Genomic DNA, 23693 nt, shown 5'->3' on the forward strand with positions numbered 1-23693 from the left:
TCTGTGTAATTTGTGGCTTAAGATTTTTAGAAACTGCAGCCGCCAAAGCAGTTCACCAAAAACCTAAATACAAAACAATCCCCTGAGTAAAGCGAAATACAGTAAAGTCTAGTTTTAACTATTTTTGAGACCAAAAAAAACCACAACATATTACAGCTATAGCTTTATTTCAATTACAGTTCAAAATCAGAAGACTTTGCCTTTATCTTCATTTGATAAAAAACACCGGATAACAACTACCCTCCCAGTCACGGCAATAAAAATTCATTTTCGTTAAAAAAATGTAGCTGACTCAAATTCCTTTTTTGTATTTTTGAGATATAACCCAGCCTTAAAAAGGAAGTATGAGGATCGTAAATGCCTTTATAATTGAACACGAACCGGAGACCTCACAAATTCTTACCCGATTTGGAGAAGACAACTCACTAATCATCAACACAATAGGCAATGCGAAAAATATTGATGATGGCTTGGAGCTTATAAAACGACACAAACCGGACTTGATTTTTATGAATGCGGTTCCGGAAAACCTCAACAACCTTAAAAAGTTAAACGACCTGGATTTTAACACTCCCAAGTTAATCCTGATGTCGGATGATATGCAAAAAGCATATGAGGCCTTTAAATGCAATGCCGTCGATTTCATTTTAAAACCGCTGGATTTCAGCAGCATTCTCATTTCCATTTATAAGGTGATTAAAACCATTGAAATGGAAATCAGTTTTCAGAATCAGAAATTACAACAGATCGATTCCATCAACTCACAACATAAAAACAACGAATACATAGCCGTTGCTTCTATTGACAAAATCGAATTGCTTAAAATTGATGACATCATTTTCTGCAAAGCGGAAGGAAAATATACTGAATTCACCTTAGGTAATGGTACCAAAATATTGTCCAGCCGGAATTTGGGAGAATACAGCAGTAACCTGAACGAAAATCATTTCTTCAGAATTCACCACTCTTATATTATCAACATCAAGCATGTGGTAAAAATCTCCAAAAAAGAAGGGTTTTACTGCGAATTCTCAAACGGTATGAGTCTCCCCATTGCAAAAAGAAGACAGGAAGAATTTATTAAATTTATCAAACTCTAATTTTTTCTTACAAAATATCCGGCATTACCCTATTTTTGCAGGAAAAACAAGTAAACATGTATGGCGACACGATTTAATAAAGTAATGGTTATTGACGACAACGAATTCGATTGTTACATAACAGCCCGTTTAGTCAGTAACACGAATTTAGCCTCAGAGGTACTGGAATTTAATTCGGGGGAAGTAGCCTTGCAATATTTAGTGGAAAACCAGAACGACCTCACGATGTTACCGGAGCTTATTTTTCTGGATATCTACATGCCGTTGATGGACGGTTTCGACTTCATAAACATGTTCCGACTGTTACCTGACGAAGTGACCAATCATTGCGAAATATGTATCGTATCCACAACAGTGGACGATTTTCATATCCATAAAGCCAAAATCGACGAAAGCATCCGCTTATTCACAAGCAAACCCATAACGGTGGAGTTCCTGGAAAGCCTCTCCACAAATTAACCCCCGAAGATTCTCCAAGTTATTCGGAAACAAGAGAAATCCCCCTGTCATTCTATACCTGTCGAAGACCTGATAACTTTGCTTAAATTGGCGAAGCAATCTCGCTGTTATCGCAACACAGTAGAACACGGGAACGTTGCTCGAATTGCCAAAGCAATCCCAATATTACTGTCCCCAACTATGCAGATATCTTAAAAATAATACACACTTTCCTTTCCACTTATCCCTTTTCCCTTTTCTATTTTCTATTTTCTATTTTCTATTTTCTATTTTCCCTAACAACTAACAACTAACAACTAACAACTAACAACTAACCACTAACGACTAATTACTAACCCCTAACAACTAATCCCTAAAAAAACGTACATTTGCACCATGTTATCCTTTTTAAAGTCAAAACCCGTATTAAAAGACCTCATCCCCGATGGTTATGTAGATATCCATTCACACCTGCTTTTCGGTATTGATGACGGCGCCAAAACTATTGAAGACTCCGATTTCCTGATGCAGTCCGTGCTGGATATGGGATTTTCAAAATGCATCACCACACCACACACCAATGTCCCCGTTTGGAACAACACTCGGGAGGACATCTTAAAAAAGCACATTGAAGTCAAGACGCTTTCACCATTGTTCACCGAAAAGCTATCTTTAGAAGTAGCTTCGGAATACATGATTAACGATACTTTCGCCAGACTGGTGGAGGAAAAACAGTTACTTATCTTAAAAGACAACTATGTTTTGGTGGAACTGTCCTACCTTAGCCCTCCATTCCAATTGTACGATACTTTGTTTAACTTACAGTTGGCCGGATACACTCCTGTTTTGGCGCATCCCGAAAGGTACGGCTACTACCACTCCAGCTTTTCAGAATACGAAAAACTGAAAAAAGCGGGGTGCCATTTTCAACTCAACTTGTTATCCGTAGTGGGGTATTACGGAAGTGAGGTTGCGGATGCCGCTGAAAAACTGCTTAAAAAAGGTCTGATTGACTTTACGGGATCCGACATACACCACAGAAACCACATTGAATCTTTTTCAGGAAAAATCAAACTGAAAGATTACCTTCCCCTAACGGAAGCAATGAAAAACAACAATCTTTTCAGATAATTCACAGCCGGATATGGAAATAAAAATTACAGTTTGAGTTAAGCTACATTTTTATAACCACTAACATTAATCAAGGGTCGAATCTGTAACTTTCTGATTCTCAACACAGGCCTGACATGAAGAATATCAGCACTTGATTCGCATTACTATTTATCTGTTAAATTCTTCTGTTGCTTTGTAATTAAGAGCACTGTGCCCTTTTTTGTAATACCGAATTTCGATGTATTCAAAGAGATCCGGTACCGTTTGTCCTTTGGCTATGAGTTTAAGTATCGGCCCCCTTGTTGCTCAATTGGGCATTTTTTTGTTATAAAACTGGGTCATATTTTTCTTTCGCGCTCCAGAAGTTAAAAATTAAAATTCCGTTCTTACCTTCTATTGTAAGGCAAAATAGCATTCCCTTACAGTTATACACCAAACAAGCTAACACATAAATGACTAATATTTAACAACCTTACAAAAAAATAACAAATCAAAAACACAATAATTTGCAAATAATTTCAATAAATAGGTAAATTTTTACATTTACGGAATTATAACAAAACACCCTCATAAATAGTAAAAATCCTTATTATCTTTGCTTTTTAAAAATAATTTTGACTTATGCAAAAAATATGGTTGTCATCACCTCATATGGGAGGCACTGAAATCGATTATATTCAGGAAGCTTTTAATTCCAACTGGGTTGCGCCATTAGGTCCGAATGTTAACGGATTTGAATCCGATTTAGAATCTTATCTGGGAGCACCACAGCAGGTAGCTGCTTTAAGTTCCGGCACCGCGGCTTTACATTTGGGATTAATCCTACTGGGTATACAACCGGGGGATTTCGTTATTTGTCAGTCGATGACATTTTCAGCCTCAGCCAACCCTATTGCATATTTAGGAGCTACACCCGTATTTATAGACAGTGAATCAACAACTTGGAATTTATGTCCGGTAGCACTGGAAGCTTCAATTGTGGATTTAACATCAAAAGGAACCAAACCAAAAGCCATTATCGCTGTGCATTTGTACGGTATGCCGTTTCAGGCAGACGAAATTTTAGCCATATCAGAAAAGTATAACATTCCCGTTTTAGAAGATAGTGCCGAAGCACTTGGAAGCATTTATAAAGGTAAAAAATGCGGCACTTTAGGTACCATAGGCATCCTGTCATTTAACGGAAATAAAATAATAACCACCTCAGGAGGAGGCGCTTTAACAACCTCCAACCCAGCTCTTAAAGAAAAAGCGGTATTTTTAGCCACTCAGGCAAGAGATGCGGCACCGCATTATCAACACAGCGAAATAGGATATAATTACAGGATGAGTAATATTTGTGCAGGTATTGGTCGTGGTCAGATGGAAGTCTTGGATGCACATATAGCATTAAGACGAAAGGCTCACCAGTTTTACATGGATTTCTTTAAGGATATGGCTGATGTTGAGATATTACATGAACCAACAGCTGATTTTTATTCCAATCATTGGCTTAGTGCCATAGTCTTGTCGTCCTACGAACAACGCGAGGCATTGCGAATAGCTTTCGAAACCGTTAACATTGAGACTCGTCCGTTGTGGAAGCCTATGCATTTACAACCTGTTTTTGAAAATTGTCCGTATTATGGGGAAAAAGTAGCTGAAGAATTATTTCAGAAAGGATTGTGCTTACCATCAGGTTCTAATTTATCAGATGAGGACTTTGAGCGAATAACTAACGTATTAGTAACTTTTTTTAAGAAATAAATTCGGTTTCAATTTAATTAACATTTGTCAATGCTAAAAATGAAGCGTCTCAGAAAATCTTCGGTTTCAAAATTTATAATACGAAACAAATGGATTCCTATCAGCTATTTGCCAAGATGGTTTGTTTTCTGTATTGATATTATATTGGTTGTACTGGCTAATTTAGTTTACTATTCAATTGTTTCCAATTTAAATGTCAGTTTTTATGAAACACTTTCACTTCCGGAACGTTTTGCTTTAAAAGTTGCCGCTTATGTTCTATTTTTTTTAGTTTTCAAAACGTATTCGGGCATTGTCAGACATTCAACCCTGCACGATGGTTTTAATTTATTCAAAGCCACCTTCTGTACTTTTATAACCCTCGCTGGTTTTAATTATTTTTACTATTTTTTCTTTGGCAAAAAGATATTTTTGATGCCCGGTTTGGCAATTAATTTTTTCATTACGCTTCTTTTTTTAATTGCATTCCGAATTATTGTAAAAGTTTTATATCAGGTATATCTGGAATTAGGAAATCAGAGAAATTTTGAAAAAGTGGTAGTTTACGGTACGGATTACAAGTCCGTTGCCTTAGCTAATGCTTTACTTATGGATCCGAAACAAAAATACAAACTGATTGCTTTTGTTGAACCTCGAAAAAGCAGTGTTTCATTAGATAAAAAAATTCTTAACATACCGGTAATAACTTATAATAAATCATTATTCAAATCAATCGAAAACTTAGGTGTTACCAATATCATTATTACCGAAAATAAGCTTTCAGGCAATTTACGGGATAAGGCAATTGATAAATGTCTGGAACACGGTATCAGATTGTTAACCATTCCTTCTGTAACGGACTGGACCGATTATAAAAACATCACCAAAAGCATCAAGACATTTGAAATTCAGGATTTATTGGAACGTAAACCTATAGAATTGGATTATACGAATATTTCCGAAAAAGTTTCCGAAAAAGTCATTTTGGTCAGTGGAGCTGCGGGATCTATCGGAAGCGAAATGGTACGTCAGTTAATTGCTTTCAAACCTGATACGGTATTGTTACTGGATCAGGCAGAAACACCGTTGCACGAATTATCTATAGACCTTCAAAAATCCATGTCTTGTGAAATAATTCCTTTAATTGCCGATATAAGGGACAAAAAACAGTTGGAACAGATATTTAAAAAATACAGACCGCAATTGGTTTTTCATGCCGCTGCTTATAAACACGTGCCTTTAATGGAAATTAATCCGAAACAGGCTGTTCTTACCAATATTTTAGGCACTAAGAATCTGGCTGATCTGGCTGTGCAGTATGACGTTTCCCGATTTGTTATGGTATCGACAGACAAAGCTGTAAATCCGACTAATATTATGGGAGCCAGTAAGCGTATTGCTGAAAAATACATCCAATCGTATTCGGTTCATTTGAAACAAAACAAAGTAAATCCGACTAAATTTATTACTACCCGATTTGGAAATGTATTGGGTTCAAACGGCTCTGTTGTTCCTCTGTTTACAAAACAAATTAAAGAAGGAGGTCCGGTTACCATTACGCATCCCGACATAATACGTTATTTTATGACTATTCCCGAGGCCTGTCAGCTCGTTTTGGAAGCCGGAGTTATGGGGAATGGTGGTGAAATTTTTATTTTTGATATGGGAAAACCCGTAAAAATTGTTGATTTGGCAAAAAAAATGATTCGATTGGCCGGTTTCACCCCTAACAAAGAAATCCCCATTGAATTCGTGGGATTGCGTCCGGGTGAAAAATTATATGAGGAATTACTTAGCGACACATCCACAACTCTTCCAACCCATCACGATAAAATAATGATAGCCAAAGATATAACAGAGGATTACATCGGTGTTCAAAAAGCTATCGAGGAACTCATATCCGTTTCCAAAGAAGATGATGTATTGGAAACAGTAACCTTAATGAAACAAATCGTGCCTGAATTTAAAAGTCAGAATTCACATTTTGAAAGCCTTGACTCTATTACTGGTTTACAGTAGTAATAATCGTATATTTGCAAAAATTTTTTTACATATGAAATCTGCCAAAAAGTATATTTTTTTTTCCGTAATAATCGGTTTACTTATTACTTCCTGCGCCTCCAAACAAAATATCCTGTACCTTCAGGATACCCCGTCATCGTCTGAAATAACCTCAAGTTACGACACAAAAATTAAATCCGACGATATTCTGTTAATTATTGTTTCATCAGAAAATGCAGAAGTTGCCGCTCCTTATAATTTAAAATTGGTTAGTATTCAAAACCACAAACAGGGTAACATTATAAACGAGCAGATGCAGAGTTACATTGTAGATAAAAAAGGAGAAATAGACTTTCCTCTTATCGGAAATATCAAACTGGGCGGACTCACGAAAACAGAAGCCGTTGCTACCATCAAGGATAAATTAAAGGAACACGTAAGCGATGCTGTTGTAAATTTGCGAATTCTGAATTATAAAATCACCGTTTTGGGTGAAGTGAATAAACCCGGAGCCGTTTCAATCCCCAGCGAACGAATTACGATTCTGGAAGCCCTTGGAATGGCAGGTGATCTTACAATTTATGGTAACAGAAAAAATGTTTTGCTGATCCGGGAAGTAAACGGTGTTAAAACCATGAATCGCATTGATCTGACCAAAACAGACTTTGTTTCCTCACCTTACTATTATTTAGACCAAAACGATGTAATTTATGTTGAACCCAATAAAACAAAAGTTAATTCTTCCGTAATAGGTCCGAACGTATCAGTGGGAATATCGGTAGTTTCATTAATCATTACTGTTATTGTTTTAGTAACACAATAACCAGTTGAGTGTAAATGATAAAAAAAATAAATTCTTAAAAAAGAGAAATAAAATAACTCCATAGAAGCATAGCAAAAAATTGTACAGTCAACGATTTACTGTAATAAGTGAAACGATTAAAAAGTATGCATGAAAACTATGTCACTATGTGGTTAAAAAAATAAAAATGAATACACCCAATGGGTTAACACAGTAGTATGCAAAACAACGAATACAATACGCCACAAAACAATCCTGAGTTTAATCTGCGCGAAGAGATCGGAAGTTATCTGATACATTGGAAATGGTTCCTGATTGTAACTTTAGTGTCATTAATCCTGGCCTATACCTATTTACGTTATGCGGTTTCACAGTACAAAGCATCAACAACCATCGTCGTAAAAGATGACAAAAAAGGAGGTTTGGCTTCTGAATTGGCTGCTTTTTCAGATTTAGGCATGCTGTCCGGCGTAAACAGTAATGTGGATAACGAAATCGAAGTTATCAAATCAAGAACACTTATTGCATCATCGATTAAGGCTTTAAAATTAGACATCACTTATTACAATATAGGCAGGATTAAAGAGGGTGAAATGTATAAAGACAAGCCTGTTACAATGTATTTCTCAAAAATTTCGGAAACTTTTTCAGAAAAAAAACACAGTTTCAGGGTAAAAATACGAACTGCTGAGAACTTCACTTTATACAATTCAACCGAAGACCTGCTGGGTGATTTTACGTATAACAAACCTATTAAAATAGAAGAAGGTACTGAAATAGTTATCCTTAAAGATAAAGAATGGAAGTCGGATAAAAAGTATGATATCGCAATCAGCTACAACCCGATTACAGATCTGACAGAAAATTACAAAAGTCGTCTTACTGTTGCGGCATTGAGCAAAAACTCAAGTGTTATCGAATTGTCTTTTGTTGACCCCATTGCCGAAAAAGCAGAGGATTTTTTAGACATGCTGGTTTCAAATTACAACAGTGATGCGATAGCCGATAAAAAATATATTTCAGAAAATACGGCTCGATTTATTGAAAACCGTATACAATTAATCAATAAGGAATTAAAAGAAGTTGAATCAGATGTTGAATCTTTTAAGAAGGCAAATAAAGTAACCGATTTGGTATCAGAATCCGGACTGTATCTGGAAAATGCGAGTCAGTTTGAAAAAGGCGAAATAGAAACAGAAACCCAACTGAAGGTGGTAGCCACCATGTTGCGTTATGTGAATACCGCTTCAAATACCGATTTGATTCCCGCAAATATTATTCCGACGGAGCAAGGTGCTGCTGCCTTAATCGGGGAATACAATCAATTGGTTCTGGAACGCAACCGGTTGTTAAAAAGTGCCGGGTCCAAAAACACATTGGTTTTAAATTTAGAAAAGAAAACAGACGCCCTAAGAGCGAATATAGTTTCTTCTTTGCGCAGTCTGCAGACTTCATTAGAAATTAAACGAAAAGATTTAGCATACCAAAACAGTGTTTTAGGAGGTAAAATAGCGCAAATTCCAACTCAGGAAAAATTATTCAGGGATATAAGCCGAAAACAAAGCATCAAAGAAGCCTTGTATTTGTATTTGCTTCAAAAACGTGAAGAAACAGCTATTTCCCTGGCAGTAACAGCTCCCAATGCAAAAATTATTGACCCGGCTATCGCTGCTAAAATCCCAGTATCTCCTAAACGGTCTGTAATTTATTTGGCTGCGCTGTTGTTAGGACTTCTCATTCCCTTTGCGGTAATTTATATACTGAAATTAGTGGATACAAAAGTAAAAACGCGATTGGATGTAGAACTGGCGACGTCGATGCCTTTTATAGGAGATGTTCCGAAAGCCGATAATTCCAATCAGATTATAAGTACTGACAGCAATTCAAGCACTGCAGAAGCGTTACGGATTATCAGAACCAATTTAGAGTTTCTTTTAAGTGATGTTCATGAAAGCGGTGCCAAAACCATATTCTTAACTTCCACTTTCCCTAAAGAAGGAAAAACGTTTGTTTCGGCAAATCTAGCTTCAACCATTGCGTTATCAGACAAAAAAGTATTGCTAATGGGGATGGATATCCGAAATCCGAGATTGAGCGATTATTTCAAGGTTACAAATAAGGGCGTAACCAGTTATTTGGCTTCAAAAGATTCGGATTCCTTGGAAGAGTATATTACCAAAGTGGAAGGATTTTCTAATTTTCATGTTATTCCGGGGGGAATTATCCCTCCCAACCCGGCAGAGTTGTTAATGAGTAAGAAAGTCGGATTGCTTTTTGAAAAAATTAAAAAGGAATACGATTATATTATTGTGGACACGGCACCGGCAAGTTTGGTTACAGACACCTTATTAATTTCAAAATATGCCGATGCATTTATATATGTGGTAAGAGCCAACGTCCTTGATAAAAGAATGCTTTCTCTTCCTGAAAAATTGTATCAGGAAAAAAAATTGCCTAATATGTCCATAGTGATAAACGATACCGATTCCAAAAAAGGGTATGGTTACGGCTATGGCTACGGTTACGGAGTTGAAGAAAAAACTATCCCTTTTTGGAAAAAATTCTTTAACCGATAAAACAGGATTGCGATGCCTTACAATAAAAAACACAGACCTCAAGTAAATCGATAAGTCTGTGTTTTTTTTTGCTGCTATACTCAGTTTCGGTTTTTGAAGTCGCTATTCCGTTTCAGTTTGCAGTATTTGTTTTCAGTCGCAGGAGAAACCTCTGTTAACACAACTCGGGAGGACACGAAAGTTCTATTCGAGTGTGAAGCAATCTCTTTCGCTTTCTCGCTAATAAACTACACCCTGATGTGTTCTTATCCCAAAAAGGAACTATTTAAAAGGATTATGCTCCTTTATGATTCTGGCCGGATTTCCTACTGCAGTAACATTATCCGGAAGATCTTTTAAAACGACCGCGCCGGCACCTACCATACACCATTTACCTACCTTTATCCCTTGAAGAACAACGGCACCTGCTCCAATTTGCGTTCCTTCTCCAACGAAAACATTGCCTGCAAGTGTGGCATTGGGAGAAAGATGAACATAGTCTTCCAAAATGCAATCGTGTTCCACTACAGCGCCTGAATTAACTATCACGTGTTTTCCGATTTCAGTATCGGAATTAACCACCGCATTGGGCATCACCACTGATCCCTCCCCAAGAGTAGCTGTAGAATCAATAACAGCCGTTGGATGTATTCCGATTTCATAAATAGCCGATAACCGCTCTGCGATTTTTTTCCGAATGGCATTATTGCCAACAGCTATTAAAAAAGGCAATGCAGTCACCTCCTGCAGTTGTCCCGTACTAAAAACAGGCATCCCCATAAAGGTTATTCCTTTAGGACTATCGTCTACAAAAGCGGTCAATTGCATTTTCATAGCCTCTACAATCGATTTTACAACCTTACCATGTCCACTGGCTCCAAAAATATACATCTTAATTTCCTTTAAAACGTTCCATAGTCACCTGTCCTTCTGCACTGATCCCTTCACTTATAAATACTTTCCTGACAGTCAGAAAAAGTATTTTCACATCCAGTAAAAAACTCAGATGATCCACATACCAAACATCATACTCAAATTTCTGATGCCAGCCGATGGCATTACGTCCATTCACCTGTGCCCATCCCGTAATTCCCGGGCGTGCTTCATGACGGCGCTTTTGAACGTCATTGTACAAAGGTAAATATTCCGGCAATAACGGTCGTGGTCCTATCAGGCTCATATCTCCTTTCAATACATTCAACAGTTGAGGAATCTCATCCAAAGACGTTTTTCTCACAAAACTGCCAATAGATGTCAGTCTTTCAGAATCGGGTAGTAAATTCCCCTGAGTATCTTTTTTATCATTCATGGTCTTGAATTTGATGATTTTGAACAGGCACTCATTTTTTCCGGGACGAACCTGAAAAAAGAAAGGTTTGCCTTGGTTGGCAATATACAGTCCAATTGTCACCAACAGAAAAACAGGTAATAAAATTATAAACCCTGTCAAAGCAGCTGAAAAATCGAATATTCGTTTAATATAATTTTTATACATTTTGTTCTAATCGTCTATATTCTTCCAACAAAGCTTCCCAAACCACTTTTTGCTTATATCGGGAAGTAATCATTGCTCGCGCGTTTAATTTTAGTTGTTGATACAGCGCCGTGTCCTTCATCATTTTTATCATCGCTACCTCAAGTGCCTTATCATCTTTAGCCGGAATAATCATTCCGTTTTGTCCTTCTGCAATTATTTCATTACAGCCGTTTATATCCGTTACTATTGACGGTAACTCCATGGCTCCGGACTGCATCACTACATTAGGGAAACCTTCGCGATAACTCGGAAACACCAAAGCATCACTTATTGCAAAATAAGATCTCACTTCCTTTTGAAAACCTACAGATTTTATTTTAGGATTTTGTTTTATAGCATCAAGTGTAGTGGGCTTTAACGGATCAAGTTCTGATTCTAAAGGCCCTACCAATAACAATTTTACGTTTTCAGACTCAGCGGATAGTCTTTCAAAAGCAGTTACCAATTCGTTGATTCCTTTATCGCCTGCTAAACGTCCGACGAAAATAAATACAAAAGCGCCTTCGTCAATTCCTAATTCCGTTTTCAGACGTTCCTGATCGGTTGTAGAAATCTGTTTTCTTGAAAAATATTGGGTATCAATGCCATTTACGTTGCCATTAGCTAGAACTTTCAAAGGTTTGGAAGTAATTTTATAATGAATCAAATCGTTTTTTACTCCCTGTCCTTCCGGATAAATGTTGGAGGCACAAAAACACAAAAGCCGATCCATTGTTATTAAAATCTTTTGCAAAAAACCTCTTTTACTCGGAAATATCAGTCCGGTAAAAGTATGTATTCTGACAGGTACTCCAGCCATTTTTCCAGCCATCATGGTAAGCAACCCTGCTTTTGGGGTTATCGAATGTACTATCCGCGGTTTTTCTTTTTTAAATAACCTGTAAAGTTGCCACAACGATATAATATCTTTAATTGGACTTATTGGACGCTCCATGGTAACCTCCGCCACTCTGACCTGCTCTCTTTGTGCCACATTGGCTAAATGAGCATCAGTTCCTGAAACGGCTACCACTTCAAAGGCTTGATTCAAATAGTGTAACTGCCCTTTAAGAAGATAATCTAAAGAAAGAGGAACTGTAGCGGTACGGATTACTTTAATTTTTTCAGACACTTTTATATAATGCTATATGTTTTTGAATCATTAACTGAATATCGTATTGCTGGGCCCTCAGTTGGCAGTTTGCCACCGTTTGATTATACAGTTCTTCATTCTCTAAAAGTTCCTGTATCCGGTTGGCCAAATCTTTTGGATTACTACATTCGAATAGTATTCCCGCGCCACTGACAATTTCAGAAAGTCCGGGAACGTCAGATGCTACAAATGCTCTGCCGGAAGCCATTCCTTCAATGCTGGACAAGGACAAACCTTCATAATTGGATGATAATAAAATTAAATCTGCTGTTTTCAATAGTCGGGGAATATCCATTCGTTGTCCGACAAAGAAAACTCTTTTTTCCAATGACATTTCTGCTACCAGATTTTCGCACTCTTGCCTGGTTTCCCCATCTCCTACTAATACCAAAACAACATCATCCGGTAATAAACCCATTGCTTTTATCAATGTTTTTTGATCCTTTTGAGGCCGGAAAGCGGAAACCTGAAGTAATAATTTATCGGAATTTTTAACAGACGGCTGTATATCTGATCTGGAAATAGGATTTGCCTTTGTTATCGTTTCCAGATTCACCCCATTATTAATAATTGTAAATTTATTTTCAAATGCCGGCAGATACTTTTTATAAATATCTGATATTTCATCAGATATACAAACCAATTTTTCGTAATGTGAGTAAATGAACCGTTCAATAAATTGAAAATAACTTTTTTGAATTCTTCTGTTGGTAGTATTGTGTTCGGTAAAAATTAACTTGCATTTACCCCCGATCAGGATATTTGCCAAAACGGTGAAATACTGCGCTGGGAACAGATGTACATGCGCAATATCATAATTTTTCAAATGCTTTCGAAGTTTAAGAATGTGAGATAACGAATAAATATCCTTGTAATTTTCAGACTCCTGTAATACAATTACATTACAAATGTCTAACTCTTTCAATGCGTTTACAAACTGATGGTTATTGTTCCAGAACAACAGAATATCCATCTCTATACCTGCCTTGCGATATAAAGGAATGGTATCCAGCAATAACTTTTCTGCTCCTCCCGTTCCCAGTGAGTTTATGATTTGCAATACTCTCATGGAATATTAAATATTTAACCGAATTGATATATTATCATCGTTATTTATCGACATTGACATAAAAATCGCACTAAATGCCCAAAACATTGTATTCAATGCAATATCACCCGAAAATTGTACAACTATAAAACTGTAAAGCCATAAATAACTAAACAAAAAATTCTTATTCTTTAAAAATTTGTCGAATAATAATACTACCATACCTAGAAAAGGGATTAATCCAATAATTCCGAATTCTGCTGCAATTTCCAAAAAAATATTATGAGCACTTTGATATTCACCAACTATATTTGCTGACCCGGCTATACCGATTCCACAAAAAGGATGATTCAAAAAATAATTCAAATTCTTAATATATATATCAACTCTAGGGTCACTTAGAACTCCTTCAAGTGTCAAATCGGCAATAAATTTTTCGATTACAAAAAAATAAAAAAAGATACCTAAAAATATGGCCATCAATAGATAAGCAGAATTTTTCCTGGAATAAAAAGCAAAAACCGAAAGAAGAATAGCCAGTATGGGTCCAATTTCATTCAAAATCAACATACAAAAAATCAAACTGATTGCTAATGTAATTTTAAGCATTTTATTCTTAAGATAAAAAAAAGACGCAAGAACCCCTAAACCCATTGCTCTCGAAATATAAATAACATCGGTATTTGCTTCGGTTATCATTGACCACTTAAGTTCTTCAATTCCTCCAAATTTTTTTAAATATCCAAACAACACTAATAGGTTAATCACTGCGAAAAAAATAATGGCCTTGGGCAAATATCTGTACAGTTCCGGTTTTATTGAACTGGAAAAAAATGACAATAATAAACCACTTCCAAAAAATAAAAAATATTTCCTTTCAGAAAATTCATCAAAAGAAGTAAATAAATAAGAAAAACTAGCTACTATGAACAACAACATAAATAATCTAGTATAATTATTGAATTTTAATTGTAACTTTTTTGAAAGTAACCCAACCAAAAACAAAATACTCAATATAGCTAAAACTGTATTGTATACACTATTTAGACTTAATTCATACAGGAAATTTAATCCTCCAATACCAGACATCCCTAAAACAAAAAAAAAGAGACTGTACAAATAGGTTAAATTAAAATTTGTTTTCATTTATCTAACTGTTATAAATCAAGTTTTTAATAGACTCAAATCTGGTATTCCAAGAAAATTTATCACCCCATTCCTTTAAATTCATTTTATATATTAATTCGGTGTTTTCTATAAAATCAATTTTTAAACATTTGGAAATTTTGTACGAATACTCAACGGGAACATATTCACTGATTACCTCCCCTATATTGTTAAACTTAATAAAATCACACATTTCATCCATATCTGAAGTCAATATAGGCAACCTTGCATTGATATAATCATAGGTCTTAAGGGCACTTATCGTCTGAGGCCTTCCCCTATTTTGTGAGAATGTGGAAATCCCTAAATGACATTTTTTTAAAATTATATTTAATTCACTTTGGGACATTGGAGGCAAAAATGAAACATTATTTTCAAGATGTAATTCTTCTGCCCTTTGCTTTAAAAATTCTTTCTGACTCCCGTCACCAATAATCAGCAATTTTACAGCGCTGTCAACATTTTTAACATAAAGATTATATCCTTCTAAAAACATATCTAAACCCTGATATTCAACAACATTACCAATAAAAACAATAGTTTTCTCTTCAAATTTATTACTATCATCATAGTTTTGAGGCAAAAAATCAAATCCAAGCGACACTTTATGAATTTTACTATGGGGAACATTGAAATTAACATGAATTAATTCTCCGTAACCCTTAGAAGCAACAAACTTACGAGACAATTTGTATATGTTCCTAAATAAAGGTTTGGATATCTTTTTGGAAATCGGCAAATCGTCTATGGTCACACCATTAATTTCTGTATATAATTTAATCCTAAATAAAAAACTGGCTATGTAAGGGCTAATAACTAATCCTGATTCTCTGAAATAAATTCTATTGACTCCATTGAAAAAGTAATTTTTACAAATGAGGTGAAAAAGAGCAAAGTTCCAATAAATCAAACGAAATAATTTATTCTTAGGAAAGTGTATTGTGGAGTACTTTTTGTTTTCACTTTGGGTAAAAGATATAACAAAAACATCAAAATGAGATTGCATGAAAGTAGTTAGCTTACGAAAATGATTGCTATCACCTTTTATTTCATTCATATCAACTAACCCAATGAATACTATTTTCTCTCTCATTTATTTTAATATTTTTTATAATGCTCTGTTTCAATACCATTAATTTTAATGATAAAGTAGCCTGATTAACTTATAAACTGTTATATATTTTCAAATGTCGCTCAATGACTTTTTCTTCAGAAAAATTATTTAATGCGATTTCTTTAATGCTTTTATTTACTTCTTCATTACTCAATACTTTTTTAACCTTCGACTTTATATCTCCAATAGAATTTGGATTTATATATTCTATTTCATCTTTAAAATACTGTTTAATTGTAAAGGTGTTACTTGTACATATTAAAGGAATATTGCACAAAGCGGCCTCTATTACCGTATTTGGAGATATTTCTTTAAAACTGGCAAGAATAAATAAACTCGAATTCTTATATGCTGAAATCAACTCTTCACTTGAATAGGTTATATCTTCTATAATCTGAACAAAATCATATTGTTCGATTTCCTTTACATATTCTTTATCAATTTTCTCACCGATCAAAATCAATTTAATACCCAAATCTTTAATCGCCTCCGCTATTGAAAGTTGATTTTTATTTTGCTCTATTCTGCCCACGCTCAAAATGTAAGGCTCATTAATATTGTATTTCTCTAAAAAAATAGTTGTTTTTTCTTTAATGAACAAATTCGTGTTGATAGCATTAGGTACAACAAAAATTTTCGCTTCGTCAACATTATATTTTTTAACTAAAAAACTCTTTTCTGAATCAGATAAAGCAATTAAAGCGTCTGAATTTTCAATTATTTTTCTTCTGAAATTACTTATAAAAAAAGGAATTTTACTGGTATACTTAGAAACCAGGTACTGCAAATAATTATTAGGAAGTTCATGAATAACATGAGTGACCGTTTTTAACCTATTTCTTTTTGCCTCCAAAAAAACGTCATAATTACCGTATTGCGGTTTAAAAGTAGTCAGAATATCGAACTTCTTTACTGAAATTGAGGGATTAAAAATTTCTATCTGGTAATTTTTTTCAAGCAATAACCGTTGATGTTCTAAAACTCTTTTTTGAATACCTCCTTTGTTTTGAAAAATATGAGGATATGGATTAATTAATATTTTCATTATAAATAAATACTTTTTTACTAAACACTTTCTTATACGAATCAAAGCTAACTTCCATATGGCTTTGACTTTTATAAACCCCTATCAATTGCTCAAATAATTGCTCATTGAAACTCGAATAAAAATAATTCAACTTCTTATTTAATGTGACTTTTTGTACATTATAATAAAAGATCTGATTTTTATTTTTCAATTTTTCAAATGATTTTGTAGTAAAATAATGATCCGGATGTTGATCATTTTTATCTATAAGAAAAAGATAGTCACAATTATCTATTTCTCTTTGAATTTTAGACATTGTCTCAACCGGTAACTCTGAACTCAAGTAAGAAGGTATCTTCAGATGCAGATATTTGTCAACTTTTAACTTTTCCATCGACTCAATAAATTCTGATTCCCGAATAATTCCTGTCTGATTGCTTGACTCAAAGTATTTTGAATCGATACTATTTTGTCCTAATGTTGTATTTATCCATGAAATATTTTTTGTTACAGTCTGAATTTCTTTTAAAACATGTGCTATACAAAAAACTTCGTCATCAGGATGAGCAGTAACGATTACTATATTTTTACCTTCAAAAATTTCTAACGGGCTTTTTTTTGAATAAAAGCTCATGAATAAATAGGAATACTTATAAAAAAGTATCAGTTTATTTTTTTTGACAAACGAAAAAAAGGTGATCACTATTTCTTTTATATATTTCATTTCCTTAAATAACACATTTTAGATTCCTAATAATAAAAACACTATACTTTTTCTTTACCAAACATTTTTTTATACTTAACTATTTCATCTTTTTCCAGGTACAAGAATACAAATAACGGTATACCATAAACTATTGCTTTAGCTAAATTTAACATTAGTGCAGACAGCTCTAATCTTGATATCAGGAAATCAAAGAAAACGGCAGACAAAGAACATAAAATAATATTCTTAGTGTTGATGAAACAATCGAAAAAAGAAACACCTAATATTTTCTTAGAAAAATAATAGATTATTGGATCCGTTAAATATAACAACAGGACCCTAACCACAACATATACGATTATCCCATATTTTATAGAAATAAATAGCACTGGTATTGAGACAAGACTAAGAACGGTTGTACTGATTGCCGTTATTTTGAAAAACCCTTTTGATCTTAACCCTTCATCAACCGCTCCCGAAAAATACTCAAATCCCATCAAAAGGAAAAGAATTCCAAATACATCAGATATGCCTACCCATTTAGAATTAAAGAAAATTTGCTCAATTAATTCACGAAAAACATAAACCCCGACTCCCATAAAAGAAGAAATAAAAAATATGATTTTCTGAGAAGATAATATTGTTTTCTTTAGTCTTGATTCATCTGTACTGATTTCCGAGTATACACTAAAAATAACAGGCATTATTGCCCCAAGAGAAAGTGAAATTGCCGTAGAAAACAAAGTTCTGCTAGTGCTGTAAATACCCAAATCTCCGGAAGTCATATATCTGGAAATTAAAAAAGTGTCTACTCCTAAGGGCAACCAAACAAAAATCTGATCCAGGGAATTCCATGAACTTTTAGACAATATTTGCTTTAACAAATCGAAGTCTATTTGAAATTTAGGTTTCCATTTACTATTAACCCATAAAGCTAATGTAGATAAAAAAGAGCCTAAAACCTGACCCCAAACTATTGCCCAATAACCTCCTCCTGCAAAAGCAATTGGTATAGATACTAATAATGGGGTTCCAACAGTAATTAGTCTTAAATAAAATAAAAACTTAAAATTCAGACTTTTCTTTTTATTCGAAATTTGAACTGTCGATAATGAATTGAATAATACCTGGGCCGCCATAACCTTTATCACCATGGAAGATTCAGTATTTCCAAAAAAAAGTGCAAGCTCGGTAGAGAAAACAATCATCAATAGGCAAAGCAATACTCCTAAAGCTGAATTTATTAAAAACCCGATATTATTAATTTTCAATAAATATTCATCATCTCCCTTTTCTTGAATTAAAACTTTACCTATTCCTAAATCCGAAATAATGTTAACAAAACCAAGAATAGTGGTGGCAACAGCCACAACTCCGAAATCTTTGGGAGAAAGAATTTTTGTCAGTACAAGAAATCCAATAGGACCTATTACTTTAGCGATAATTTCAGAAAATAAAGACCAAAGTGTTGCCTTAAAAATTTTATTTCTCATATCAGATTAAACATCAATAATTCATTTCAAAACAAGAAAAATCAACCAATATATATTTGATTACAATTTCCCATCTATACTGTTCTTCAAAACTCCCTTCACATCATACAAAACACAATTCCCTTTTTGTAAAGAAGCTAGATCCAAATCCAAAAACTCCCTATGAGCCACTCCCAAAACCACGGCATCAAATTTTTGATTTGGCAAAACAGTTGTTGTCTCTAAACCGTACTCATGCTCCACCTCTTCAGGATTTGCCCAAGGGTCATAAATGGTTATGGTAATTCCATAATCACCCAAAGCGGCAATCACATCCACTATTTTGGTATTGCGTACATCAGGACAATTTTCCTTGAAGGTGATTCCCAACATCAGCAATTCAGCGCCATTAACACTGACACCTTTTTTAATCATCAGTTTTACCACCTGTGAAGCGACGTATTCCCCCATACTGTCGTTCATGCGACGACCAGCCAGAATAATTTCAGGATGGTAGCCAAATTCTTCGGCTCTTTGGGCTAGATAGTAAGGGTCCACACCTATGCAGTGACCTCCCACCAATCCCGGTTTAAAAGGAAGGAAATTCCATTTTGTTCCGGCTGCTTCCAAAACAGCATGCGTATCGATATTCATCAGATTGAATATTTTAGCCAACTCATTTACAAAAGCAATATTAATATCACGCTGGGAATTCTCAATTACCTTAGCTGCTTCAGCCACCTTGATTGTCGGAGCTAAATGCGTCCCGGCCGTAATCACGCTTTTGTACAAATCGTTTACTTTTTCTCCAATTTCCGGAGTGGAACCAGCAGTCACCTTCAATATTTTCTCTACCGTATGTTCCTTATCTCCTGGATTGATACGCTCCGGCGAGTAACCTGCAAAAAAGTCCACATTAAACTTCAATCCGGAAACACGTTCCAAAACGGGCACACATTCTTCTTCAGTCACTCCCGGATATACCGTAGATTCATAAATCACGATATCGCCTTTTTTAAGCACTTTCCCTACAGTTTCACTCGATTTATACAAAGGAGTCAGGTCGGGACGGTTGTGCTTGTCCACAGGAGTCGGTACAGTCACTATATAATAATTGCAATCGGCTATATCTTCAATAGTAGAGGAGCATAAAAGACCTTTCTCTGTCGCTACCAAAACATCAGCTGCACCTTCTTCAGCATTTGAACCACCAAAGCCTGATACTAAAACCTTCTTTAATAATTCATCTGACACCTCTAGGGTACTGTCGGTACCCGCGTTCAGTTCCGCTATCCTCTTGTGGTTAATATCAAATCCTACAACCGGATATTTGGTTGCAAACAACCTTGCCAATGGCAAGCCTACATATCCTAATCCTATTACTGCTATTTTTTTCATTCCTTTTTTGCTTTAGTCCTAAGTTTTATACTTTAAGAAGATTGCTCAACTTTTCGTTTATTTGGTTATTCGACTTTACATCTCACTATTACCTTTTGCCATTTGGCTAATCACTACTTAAGATTCTCCAAATACCAATGCACCGCTTCTTTTAATCCTTCCCTTATAGTGTGACTGGGTTCATACCCCAATAATTTTCTAGCTTTATCCACCGATGCCAAAGAATGAGGGATATCTCCTTTACGGTTAGGACCATAAATTACCTCAACATTCGCAATAGCCGGATCTTTTTCTGCTAAAAATTCTTTTAAATGACCCACCAACTGATTAAGAGTAGTCCTATCACCCACAGCGGTATTATAGACGGTATTGATTGCTTTCGGATTATCAGTAGACATGGCCAATTCATTCATCTGAATTACATTGTCGATATAGGTGAAGTCACGTGAAAAATCACCGGTACCATTGATTATCGGACTCTCGTATTTCATGAATTGTTTTACAAACAACGGAATTACGGCTGCATAAGCTCCGTTTGGATCTTGTTTTCGACCGAAAACATTGAAATAACGCAGACCGATGGCTTCAATTCCGTATGTCTTGCTGAAAATATCGGCATACAATTCATTCACATATTTGGTAATCGCATAAGGTGAAAGCGGTTTCCCGATAACCTCTTCCACTTTCGGCAAGACCTCAGAATCGCCATAGGTTGAAGAACTGGCAGCGTATACAAAACGCTTTACTCCCGCATCTCTGGTCGCAACCAACATATTCAAAAAACCGGATACATTAACATCATTAGAGGTAATTGGGTCATTGATAGAACGGGGAACCGAACCCAAAGCCGCCTGATGCAGCACAACATCTTTACCTGCAGTTGCTTTATGGCAATCCTCCAGATTACGGATATCACCTTCTATCAAAGTAAAATTGGGATACTGAAAAAGGTGCTCAATGTTATGGCGGTGACCCGTAGCAAAATTATCAAGACAAGTCACATCATGCCCTTTGGACAAAAAATACTCACACAGATTTGACCCAATAAATCCAGCTCCTCCTGTGATTACTATTTTCTTCATTATTCTCTTATTTTATACTTGTTTATTTTAGATTACAAGAGTTTCCGTTCCGAATTTGTCCTTCCCACTGTTTATTATCATCTTTAGACTCCTGCTATTTTCAACTCACATACTCACCTTCGCATACACCGTCATTCCAGCCCCTTCAAACTTTCCCTTAACATAAAAAACCACCTTACGTCCTATTTCTTGTTCTATTTTGCCTGCCAGCTGATCGATATAATCCGTATTCAAAGCAGCTCCAACTATTACAACTTCAATGATTCCACTGTCCTTCCCCTTCGCGTAATCACCAATAACCATCACTTTTTGTACATCCCCCATACGATCCAATATCATTTCCACTATGGCATCCAGACCTAAGTGTTGGCGCACCATTTTTTGAAGAATATCAAACAGAGGATGTCGGGAATTGGCCTTGTAGGTAATTTTGTTCTGAATCGCCTCTTTTTCAAGGTAGCCGGCTTCGGTAAGATGATTCAGTTCCTTGCGGATGGCATTGGTCGATTCGTTAAACTCCTCTGCCAAACCTCTCAGATAACCTTCATTGGCAACGTTCATGAAGAACTTCACCAATAAACGAACACGGGTTTTTGAGGTAATCAAAGTATCTAACATAGTAGTAAAAAAACGAGCAACAAAAGTACTCGTTTATTCTTTAATTGCAAGAATCTTTTAAAAAAATCCCTCTAAAAAACAGTATTTCAGTTATTTTTATAACAATCCGATTAAAGTACGATCTCTACAAACCGGGTATACTTTCACTACCCATCCCTTTAAGATAATCCTCATAAATACTGACTATCAATGCATTAAAAAAAAACACTCCCATACTTCCCGTCAAACCTTTACCATAAAGGATTAACTTCTATTTCTTTCACAAATCCCTTGCACATTTTTATAGGGAAAAAACACATAAAAAAAACACTGAAGATTAAAAAAAAGTATAATTTTGCCGCCTTAATCATGGAAAAATGAAAAAAATATTATTTATTACAAGCCTATTTTTTGTCTTACAGGCAAATGCTCAGGAAAACGAACCGAAAAAAGACATTGATACAGTATCAGCTTTCAACCGATGGTCAGTAGATGCTATGTTTGGAAAAAACAGAGGATTACATCCGTTTGAATCCGGCTATTATTCAGAAGACCCCGGAAGCACCTTTGGCAGTCTTAAGATCAACAGTTTTGATTTAGGCATACGTTACATGTTTAATCCGAAGTTTGGTCTGAAATTGGATATGGGGTATAATGAATTTACCGAAAGCGACGAGAACAGTCTGCCTTTCGAAACCAATCAGTTTCACATAGGCCTTCAGGGGGTTGTTAATGCAGCCAGAATTCTGGATATCGACACAGAAAACAGATTTGGGTTACTGCTACACGGTGGAATGCAGATGGCCAGCTTTACTTCAAAAACAGCTGCAAATTACGATGTAAATGAATTAAAGTATGGATTCACTGCCGGTATAACACCGCAGTACAGAATCGCTCCTAAATTGGCTGTCTTAGCAGACGTTAGTATGGCGGCATATTTCAGTCAAGAATTAACATGGAACGGCACCTATGCCAACCCTTCAAATAATTCTTACGCCAAAATGGCTACCTTTTCTTTAGGTCTTTCGTATTCATTGGGTAGCGATAAAAGACATGGCGACTGGAAGCAAAAGCAGGATCCTAACGAATTAAAAGCTAAGGAATTACAAAGAAAAATTGATGATATCGAAGTAATGCTTCAGGACACTGACCGAGACGGAGTTGTTGATTATTTAGATGTAGAACCAAGAACCACTGGTGGTGTAACAGTAGACACCAAAGGAAGAGCCATTGATGTAAACAAAAACGGAATTCCTGACGAATTGGAATCAAACAGAAAAAAAGGAGGTAACAATACAGATGAATCTGAAGAAGAACACTTCGAAAATCTAATCAAAGCAGGCATAGTAAATGTGTTCTTCGACACCAACAAAGAAACACCAACTGCGGCTTCTGCAAATAACATTTATTACATTCTTAATTTCCTTAGAAATAATCCTGAAGCTAAAGTAAAAGTGAAAGGGTTTGCAGATGTAACCGGGGATGAGAACATGAATAAAGAATTGGCGCAAAAAAGGGCTCAGAATATTACCGACTTCTTTATATACTCCGGTATAGACGCAAAAAGAATCGAAGTTCTTGGTGTGGGAGTTGACACAACTATGGGAGGAGCCAAAAATAAAACAGGTCTTCAACTTTCAAGAAGAGTTTCTTTTGAGTTAATCAAATAAAAACACGTA

20 protein-coding genes are annotated in these 23693 nt (G+C 35.4%); 8 read left to right on the forward strand and 12 right to left on the reverse strand.

Features of this window, described 5'->3' with window-relative positions:
• Positions 1 to 344 precede the first annotated feature (344 nt).
• From FLJC2902T_RS09365 to FLJC2902T_RS09395, 7 genes are all read left to right on the forward strand, one after another.
• Positions 345 to 1100, forward strand: coding sequence for a LytR/AlgR family response regulator transcription factor (locus tag FLJC2902T_RS09365; RefSeq protein WP_023579553.1), 756 nt, complete (start codon positions 345 to 347; stop codon positions 1098 to 1100).
• A gap of 60 nt (positions 1101 to 1160) precedes the next feature.
• Entirely contained in the window at positions 1161 to 1559 is a 399-nt protein-coding gene (locus FLJC2902T_RS09370; protein WP_035678163.1) for a response regulator, read from the forward strand.
• A gap of 375 nt (positions 1560 to 1934) precedes the next feature.
• Entirely contained in the window at positions 1935 to 2669 is a 735-nt protein-coding gene (locus tag FLJC2902T_RS09375) for a tyrosine-protein phosphatase (protein ID WP_023579556.1), read from the forward strand.
• A 603-nt stretch (positions 2670 to 3272) separates the two neighbouring features.
• Positions 3273 to 4397, forward strand: a complete 1125-nt coding sequence (locus FLJC2902T_RS09380; protein ID WP_023579557.1) for a DegT/DnrJ/EryC1/StrS family aminotransferase — start codon at positions 3273 to 3275, stop codon at positions 4395 to 4397.
• A 39-nt stretch (positions 4398 to 4436) separates the two neighbouring features.
• The gene (locus tag FLJC2902T_RS09385) at positions 4437 to 6395 is read left to right on the forward strand and encodes a polysaccharide biosynthesis protein (protein WP_035678169.1); all 1959 of its coding nucleotides are present in this window, start codon (positions 4437 to 4439) and stop codon (positions 6393 to 6395) included.
• 34 nt (positions 6396 to 6429) lie between these two features.
• The gene (locus tag FLJC2902T_RS09390) at positions 6430 to 7200 is read left to right on the forward strand and encodes a polysaccharide biosynthesis/export family protein (protein WP_023579559.1); all 771 of its coding nucleotides are present in this window, start codon (positions 6430 to 6432) and stop codon (positions 7198 to 7200) included.
• A gap of 197 nt (positions 7201 to 7397) precedes the next feature.
• Entirely contained in the window at positions 7398 to 9755 is a 2358-nt protein-coding gene (locus FLJC2902T_RS09395; RefSeq protein WP_023579560.1) for a GumC family protein, read from the forward strand.
• 261 nt (positions 9756 to 10016) lie between these two features.
• On the opposite strand, the gene FLJC2902T_RS09400 is transcribed toward FLJC2902T_RS09395, so the two are convergent.
• The 12 genes from FLJC2902T_RS09400 to FLJC2902T_RS09455 all read right to left on the reverse strand — a co-directional run bounded on the left by FLJC2902T_RS09400 (position 10017) and on the right by FLJC2902T_RS09455 (position 22035).
• Positions 10017 to 10625, reverse strand: coding sequence for an acetyltransferase (locus FLJC2902T_RS09400; RefSeq protein ID WP_023579561.1), 609 nt, complete (start codon positions 10623 to 10625; stop codon positions 10017 to 10019).
• A 1-nt stretch (position 10626) separates the two neighbouring features.
• The gene (locus tag FLJC2902T_RS09405) at positions 10627 to 11229 is read right to left on the reverse strand and encodes a sugar transferase (protein WP_035678172.1); all 603 of its coding nucleotides are present in this window, start codon (positions 11227 to 11229) and stop codon (positions 10627 to 10629) included.
• Positions 11222 to 12382, reverse strand: a complete 1161-nt coding sequence (locus FLJC2902T_RS09410; protein WP_035678175.1) for a glycosyltransferase family 4 protein — start codon at positions 12380 to 12382, stop codon at positions 11222 to 11224. Before FLJC2902T_RS09410 ends, FLJC2902T_RS09405 begins: the two co-directional genes overlap by 8 nt.
• Positions 12375 to 13472, reverse strand: coding sequence for a glycosyltransferase (locus tag FLJC2902T_RS09415; RefSeq protein ID WP_023579564.1), 1098 nt, complete (start codon positions 13470 to 13472; stop codon positions 12375 to 12377). The genes FLJC2902T_RS09410 and FLJC2902T_RS09415 overlap by 8 nt, the downstream gene beginning before the upstream one ends.
• A gap of 6 nt (positions 13473 to 13478) precedes the next feature.
• Positions 13479 to 14597 carry an O-antigen ligase family protein gene (locus FLJC2902T_RS09420; protein ID WP_035678179.1) on the reverse strand — a complete coding sequence of 373 codons (1119 nt, stop codon included), beginning with the start codon at positions 14595 to 14597 and terminating at the stop codon, positions 13479 to 13481.
• A gap of 4 nt (positions 14598 to 14601) precedes the next feature.
• Positions 14602 to 15711 (reverse strand): glycosyltransferase, encoded by a 1110-nt coding sequence (locus tag FLJC2902T_RS09425; protein WP_023579567.1) that lies wholly within the window; start codon positions 15709 to 15711, stop codon positions 14602 to 14604.
• A 70-nt stretch (positions 15712 to 15781) separates the two neighbouring features.
• Positions 15782 to 16777, reverse strand: coding sequence for a glycosyltransferase family 4 protein (locus tag FLJC2902T_RS09430; RefSeq protein WP_035678183.1), 996 nt, complete (start codon positions 16775 to 16777; stop codon positions 15782 to 15784).
• Positions 16761 to 17393 carry a PIG-L family deacetylase gene (locus FLJC2902T_RS09435; protein WP_162147683.1) on the reverse strand — a complete coding sequence of 211 codons (633 nt, stop codon included), beginning with the start codon at positions 17391 to 17393 and terminating at the stop codon, positions 16761 to 16763. Before FLJC2902T_RS09435 ends, FLJC2902T_RS09430 begins: the two co-directional genes overlap by 17 nt.
• Before the next feature lie 131 nt (positions 17394 to 17524).
• Complete coding sequence (locus tag FLJC2902T_RS09440) at positions 17525 to 18958, reverse strand: oligosaccharide flippase family protein (RefSeq protein ID WP_023579570.1); 1434 nt, start codon at positions 18956 to 18958, stop codon at positions 17525 to 17527.
• A 60-nt stretch (positions 18959 to 19018) separates the two neighbouring features.
• Entirely contained in the window at positions 19019 to 20335 is a 1317-nt protein-coding gene (locus FLJC2902T_RS09445; protein WP_023579571.1) for a nucleotide sugar dehydrogenase, read from the reverse strand.
• A gap of 113 nt (positions 20336 to 20448) precedes the next feature.
• Positions 20449 to 21417, reverse strand: a complete 969-nt coding sequence (locus tag FLJC2902T_RS09450) for an SDR family oxidoreductase (protein WP_023579572.1) — start codon at positions 21415 to 21417, stop codon at positions 20449 to 20451.
• Between the two features lie 105 nt (positions 21418 to 21522).
• A complete protein-coding gene (locus FLJC2902T_RS09455; RefSeq protein WP_023579573.1) occupies positions 21523 to 22035 on the reverse strand; it encodes a helix-turn-helix domain-containing protein in 513 nt (170 codons plus the stop codon).
• Positions 22036 to 22391: 356 nt separating this feature from the next.
• Here FLJC2902T_RS09455 and FLJC2902T_RS09460 point away from each other — a divergent pair, with 356 nt between their 5' ends.
• Positions 22392 to 23684, forward strand: a complete 1293-nt coding sequence (locus FLJC2902T_RS09460) for an OmpA family protein (RefSeq protein ID WP_023579575.1) — start codon at positions 22392 to 22394, stop codon at positions 23682 to 23684.
• Positions 23685 to 23693 lie beyond the last annotated feature (9 nt).

This window comes from Flavobacterium limnosediminis JC2902 (genome assembly GCF_000498535.1).
Lineage (GTDB): Bacteria > Bacteroidota > Bacteroidia > Flavobacteriales > Flavobacteriaceae > Flavobacterium > Flavobacterium limnosediminis.

Coding starts and splice junctions, on each gene's coding strand:
- FLJC2902T_RS09430 (WP_035678183.1), bottom strand. CDS start 16,777: ATGAAAATATTAATTAATCCATATCCTCATATTTTTCAAAACAAAGGA.
- FLJC2902T_RS09455 (WP_023579573.1), bottom strand. CDS start 22,035: ATGTTAGATACTTTGATTACCTCAAAAACCCGTGTTCGTTTATTGGTG.
- FLJC2902T_RS09380 (WP_023579557.1), top strand. CDS start 3,273: ATGCAAAAAATATGGTTGTCATCACCTCATATGGGAGGCACTGAAATC.
- FLJC2902T_RS09375 (WP_023579556.1), top strand. CDS start 1,935: ATGTTATCCTTTTTAAAGTCAAAACCCGTATTAAAAGACCTCATCCCC.
- FLJC2902T_RS09460 (WP_023579575.1), top strand. CDS start 22,392: ATGAAAAAAATATTATTTATTACAAGCCTATTTTTTGTCTTACAGGCA.
- FLJC2902T_RS09415 (WP_023579564.1), bottom strand. CDS start 13,472: ATGAGAGTATTGCAAATCATAAACTCACTGGGAACGGGAGGAGCAGAA.
- FLJC2902T_RS09440 (WP_023579570.1), bottom strand. CDS start 18,958: ATGAGAAATAAAATTTTTAAGGCAACACTTTGGTCTTTATTTTCTGAA.
- FLJC2902T_RS09435 (WP_162147683.1), bottom strand. CDS start 17,393: ATGAGCTTTTATTCAAAAAAAAGCCCGTTAGAAATTTTTGAAGGTAAA.
- FLJC2902T_RS09390 (WP_023579559.1), top strand. CDS start 6,430: ATGAAATCTGCCAAAAAGTATATTTTTTTTTCCGTAATAATCGGTTTA.
- FLJC2902T_RS09405 (WP_035678172.1), bottom strand. CDS start 11,229: ATGTATAAAAATTATATTAAACGAATATTCGATTTTTCAGCTGCTTTG.
- FLJC2902T_RS09450 (WP_023579572.1), bottom strand. CDS start 21,417: ATGAAGAAAATAGTAATCACAGGAGGAGCTGGATTTATTGGGTCAAAT.
- FLJC2902T_RS09420 (WP_035678179.1), bottom strand. CDS start 14,597: ATGAAAACAAATTTTAATTTAACCTATTTGTACAGTCTCTTTTTTTTT.
- FLJC2902T_RS09370 (WP_035678163.1), top strand. CDS start 1,161: ATGGCGACACGATTTAATAAAGTAATGGTTATTGACGACAACGAATTC.
- FLJC2902T_RS09395 (WP_023579560.1), top strand. CDS start 7,398: ATGCAAAACAACGAATACAATACGCCACAAAACAATCCTGAGTTTAAT.
- FLJC2902T_RS09365 (WP_023579553.1), top strand. CDS start 345: ATGAGGATCGTAAATGCCTTTATAATTGAACACGAACCGGAGACCTCA.
- FLJC2902T_RS09400 (WP_023579561.1), bottom strand. CDS start 10,625: ATGTATATTTTTGGAGCCAGTGGACATGGTAAGGTTGTAAAATCGATT.
- FLJC2902T_RS09425 (WP_023579567.1), bottom strand. CDS start 15,711: ATGAGAGAGAAAATAGTATTCATTGGGTTAGTTGATATGAATGAAATA.
- FLJC2902T_RS09445 (WP_023579571.1), bottom strand. CDS start 20,335: ATGAAAAAAATAGCAGTAATAGGATTAGGATATGTAGGCTTGCCATTG.
- FLJC2902T_RS09385 (WP_035678169.1), top strand. CDS start 4,437: ATGAAGCGTCTCAGAAAATCTTCGGTTTCAAAATTTATAATACGAAAC.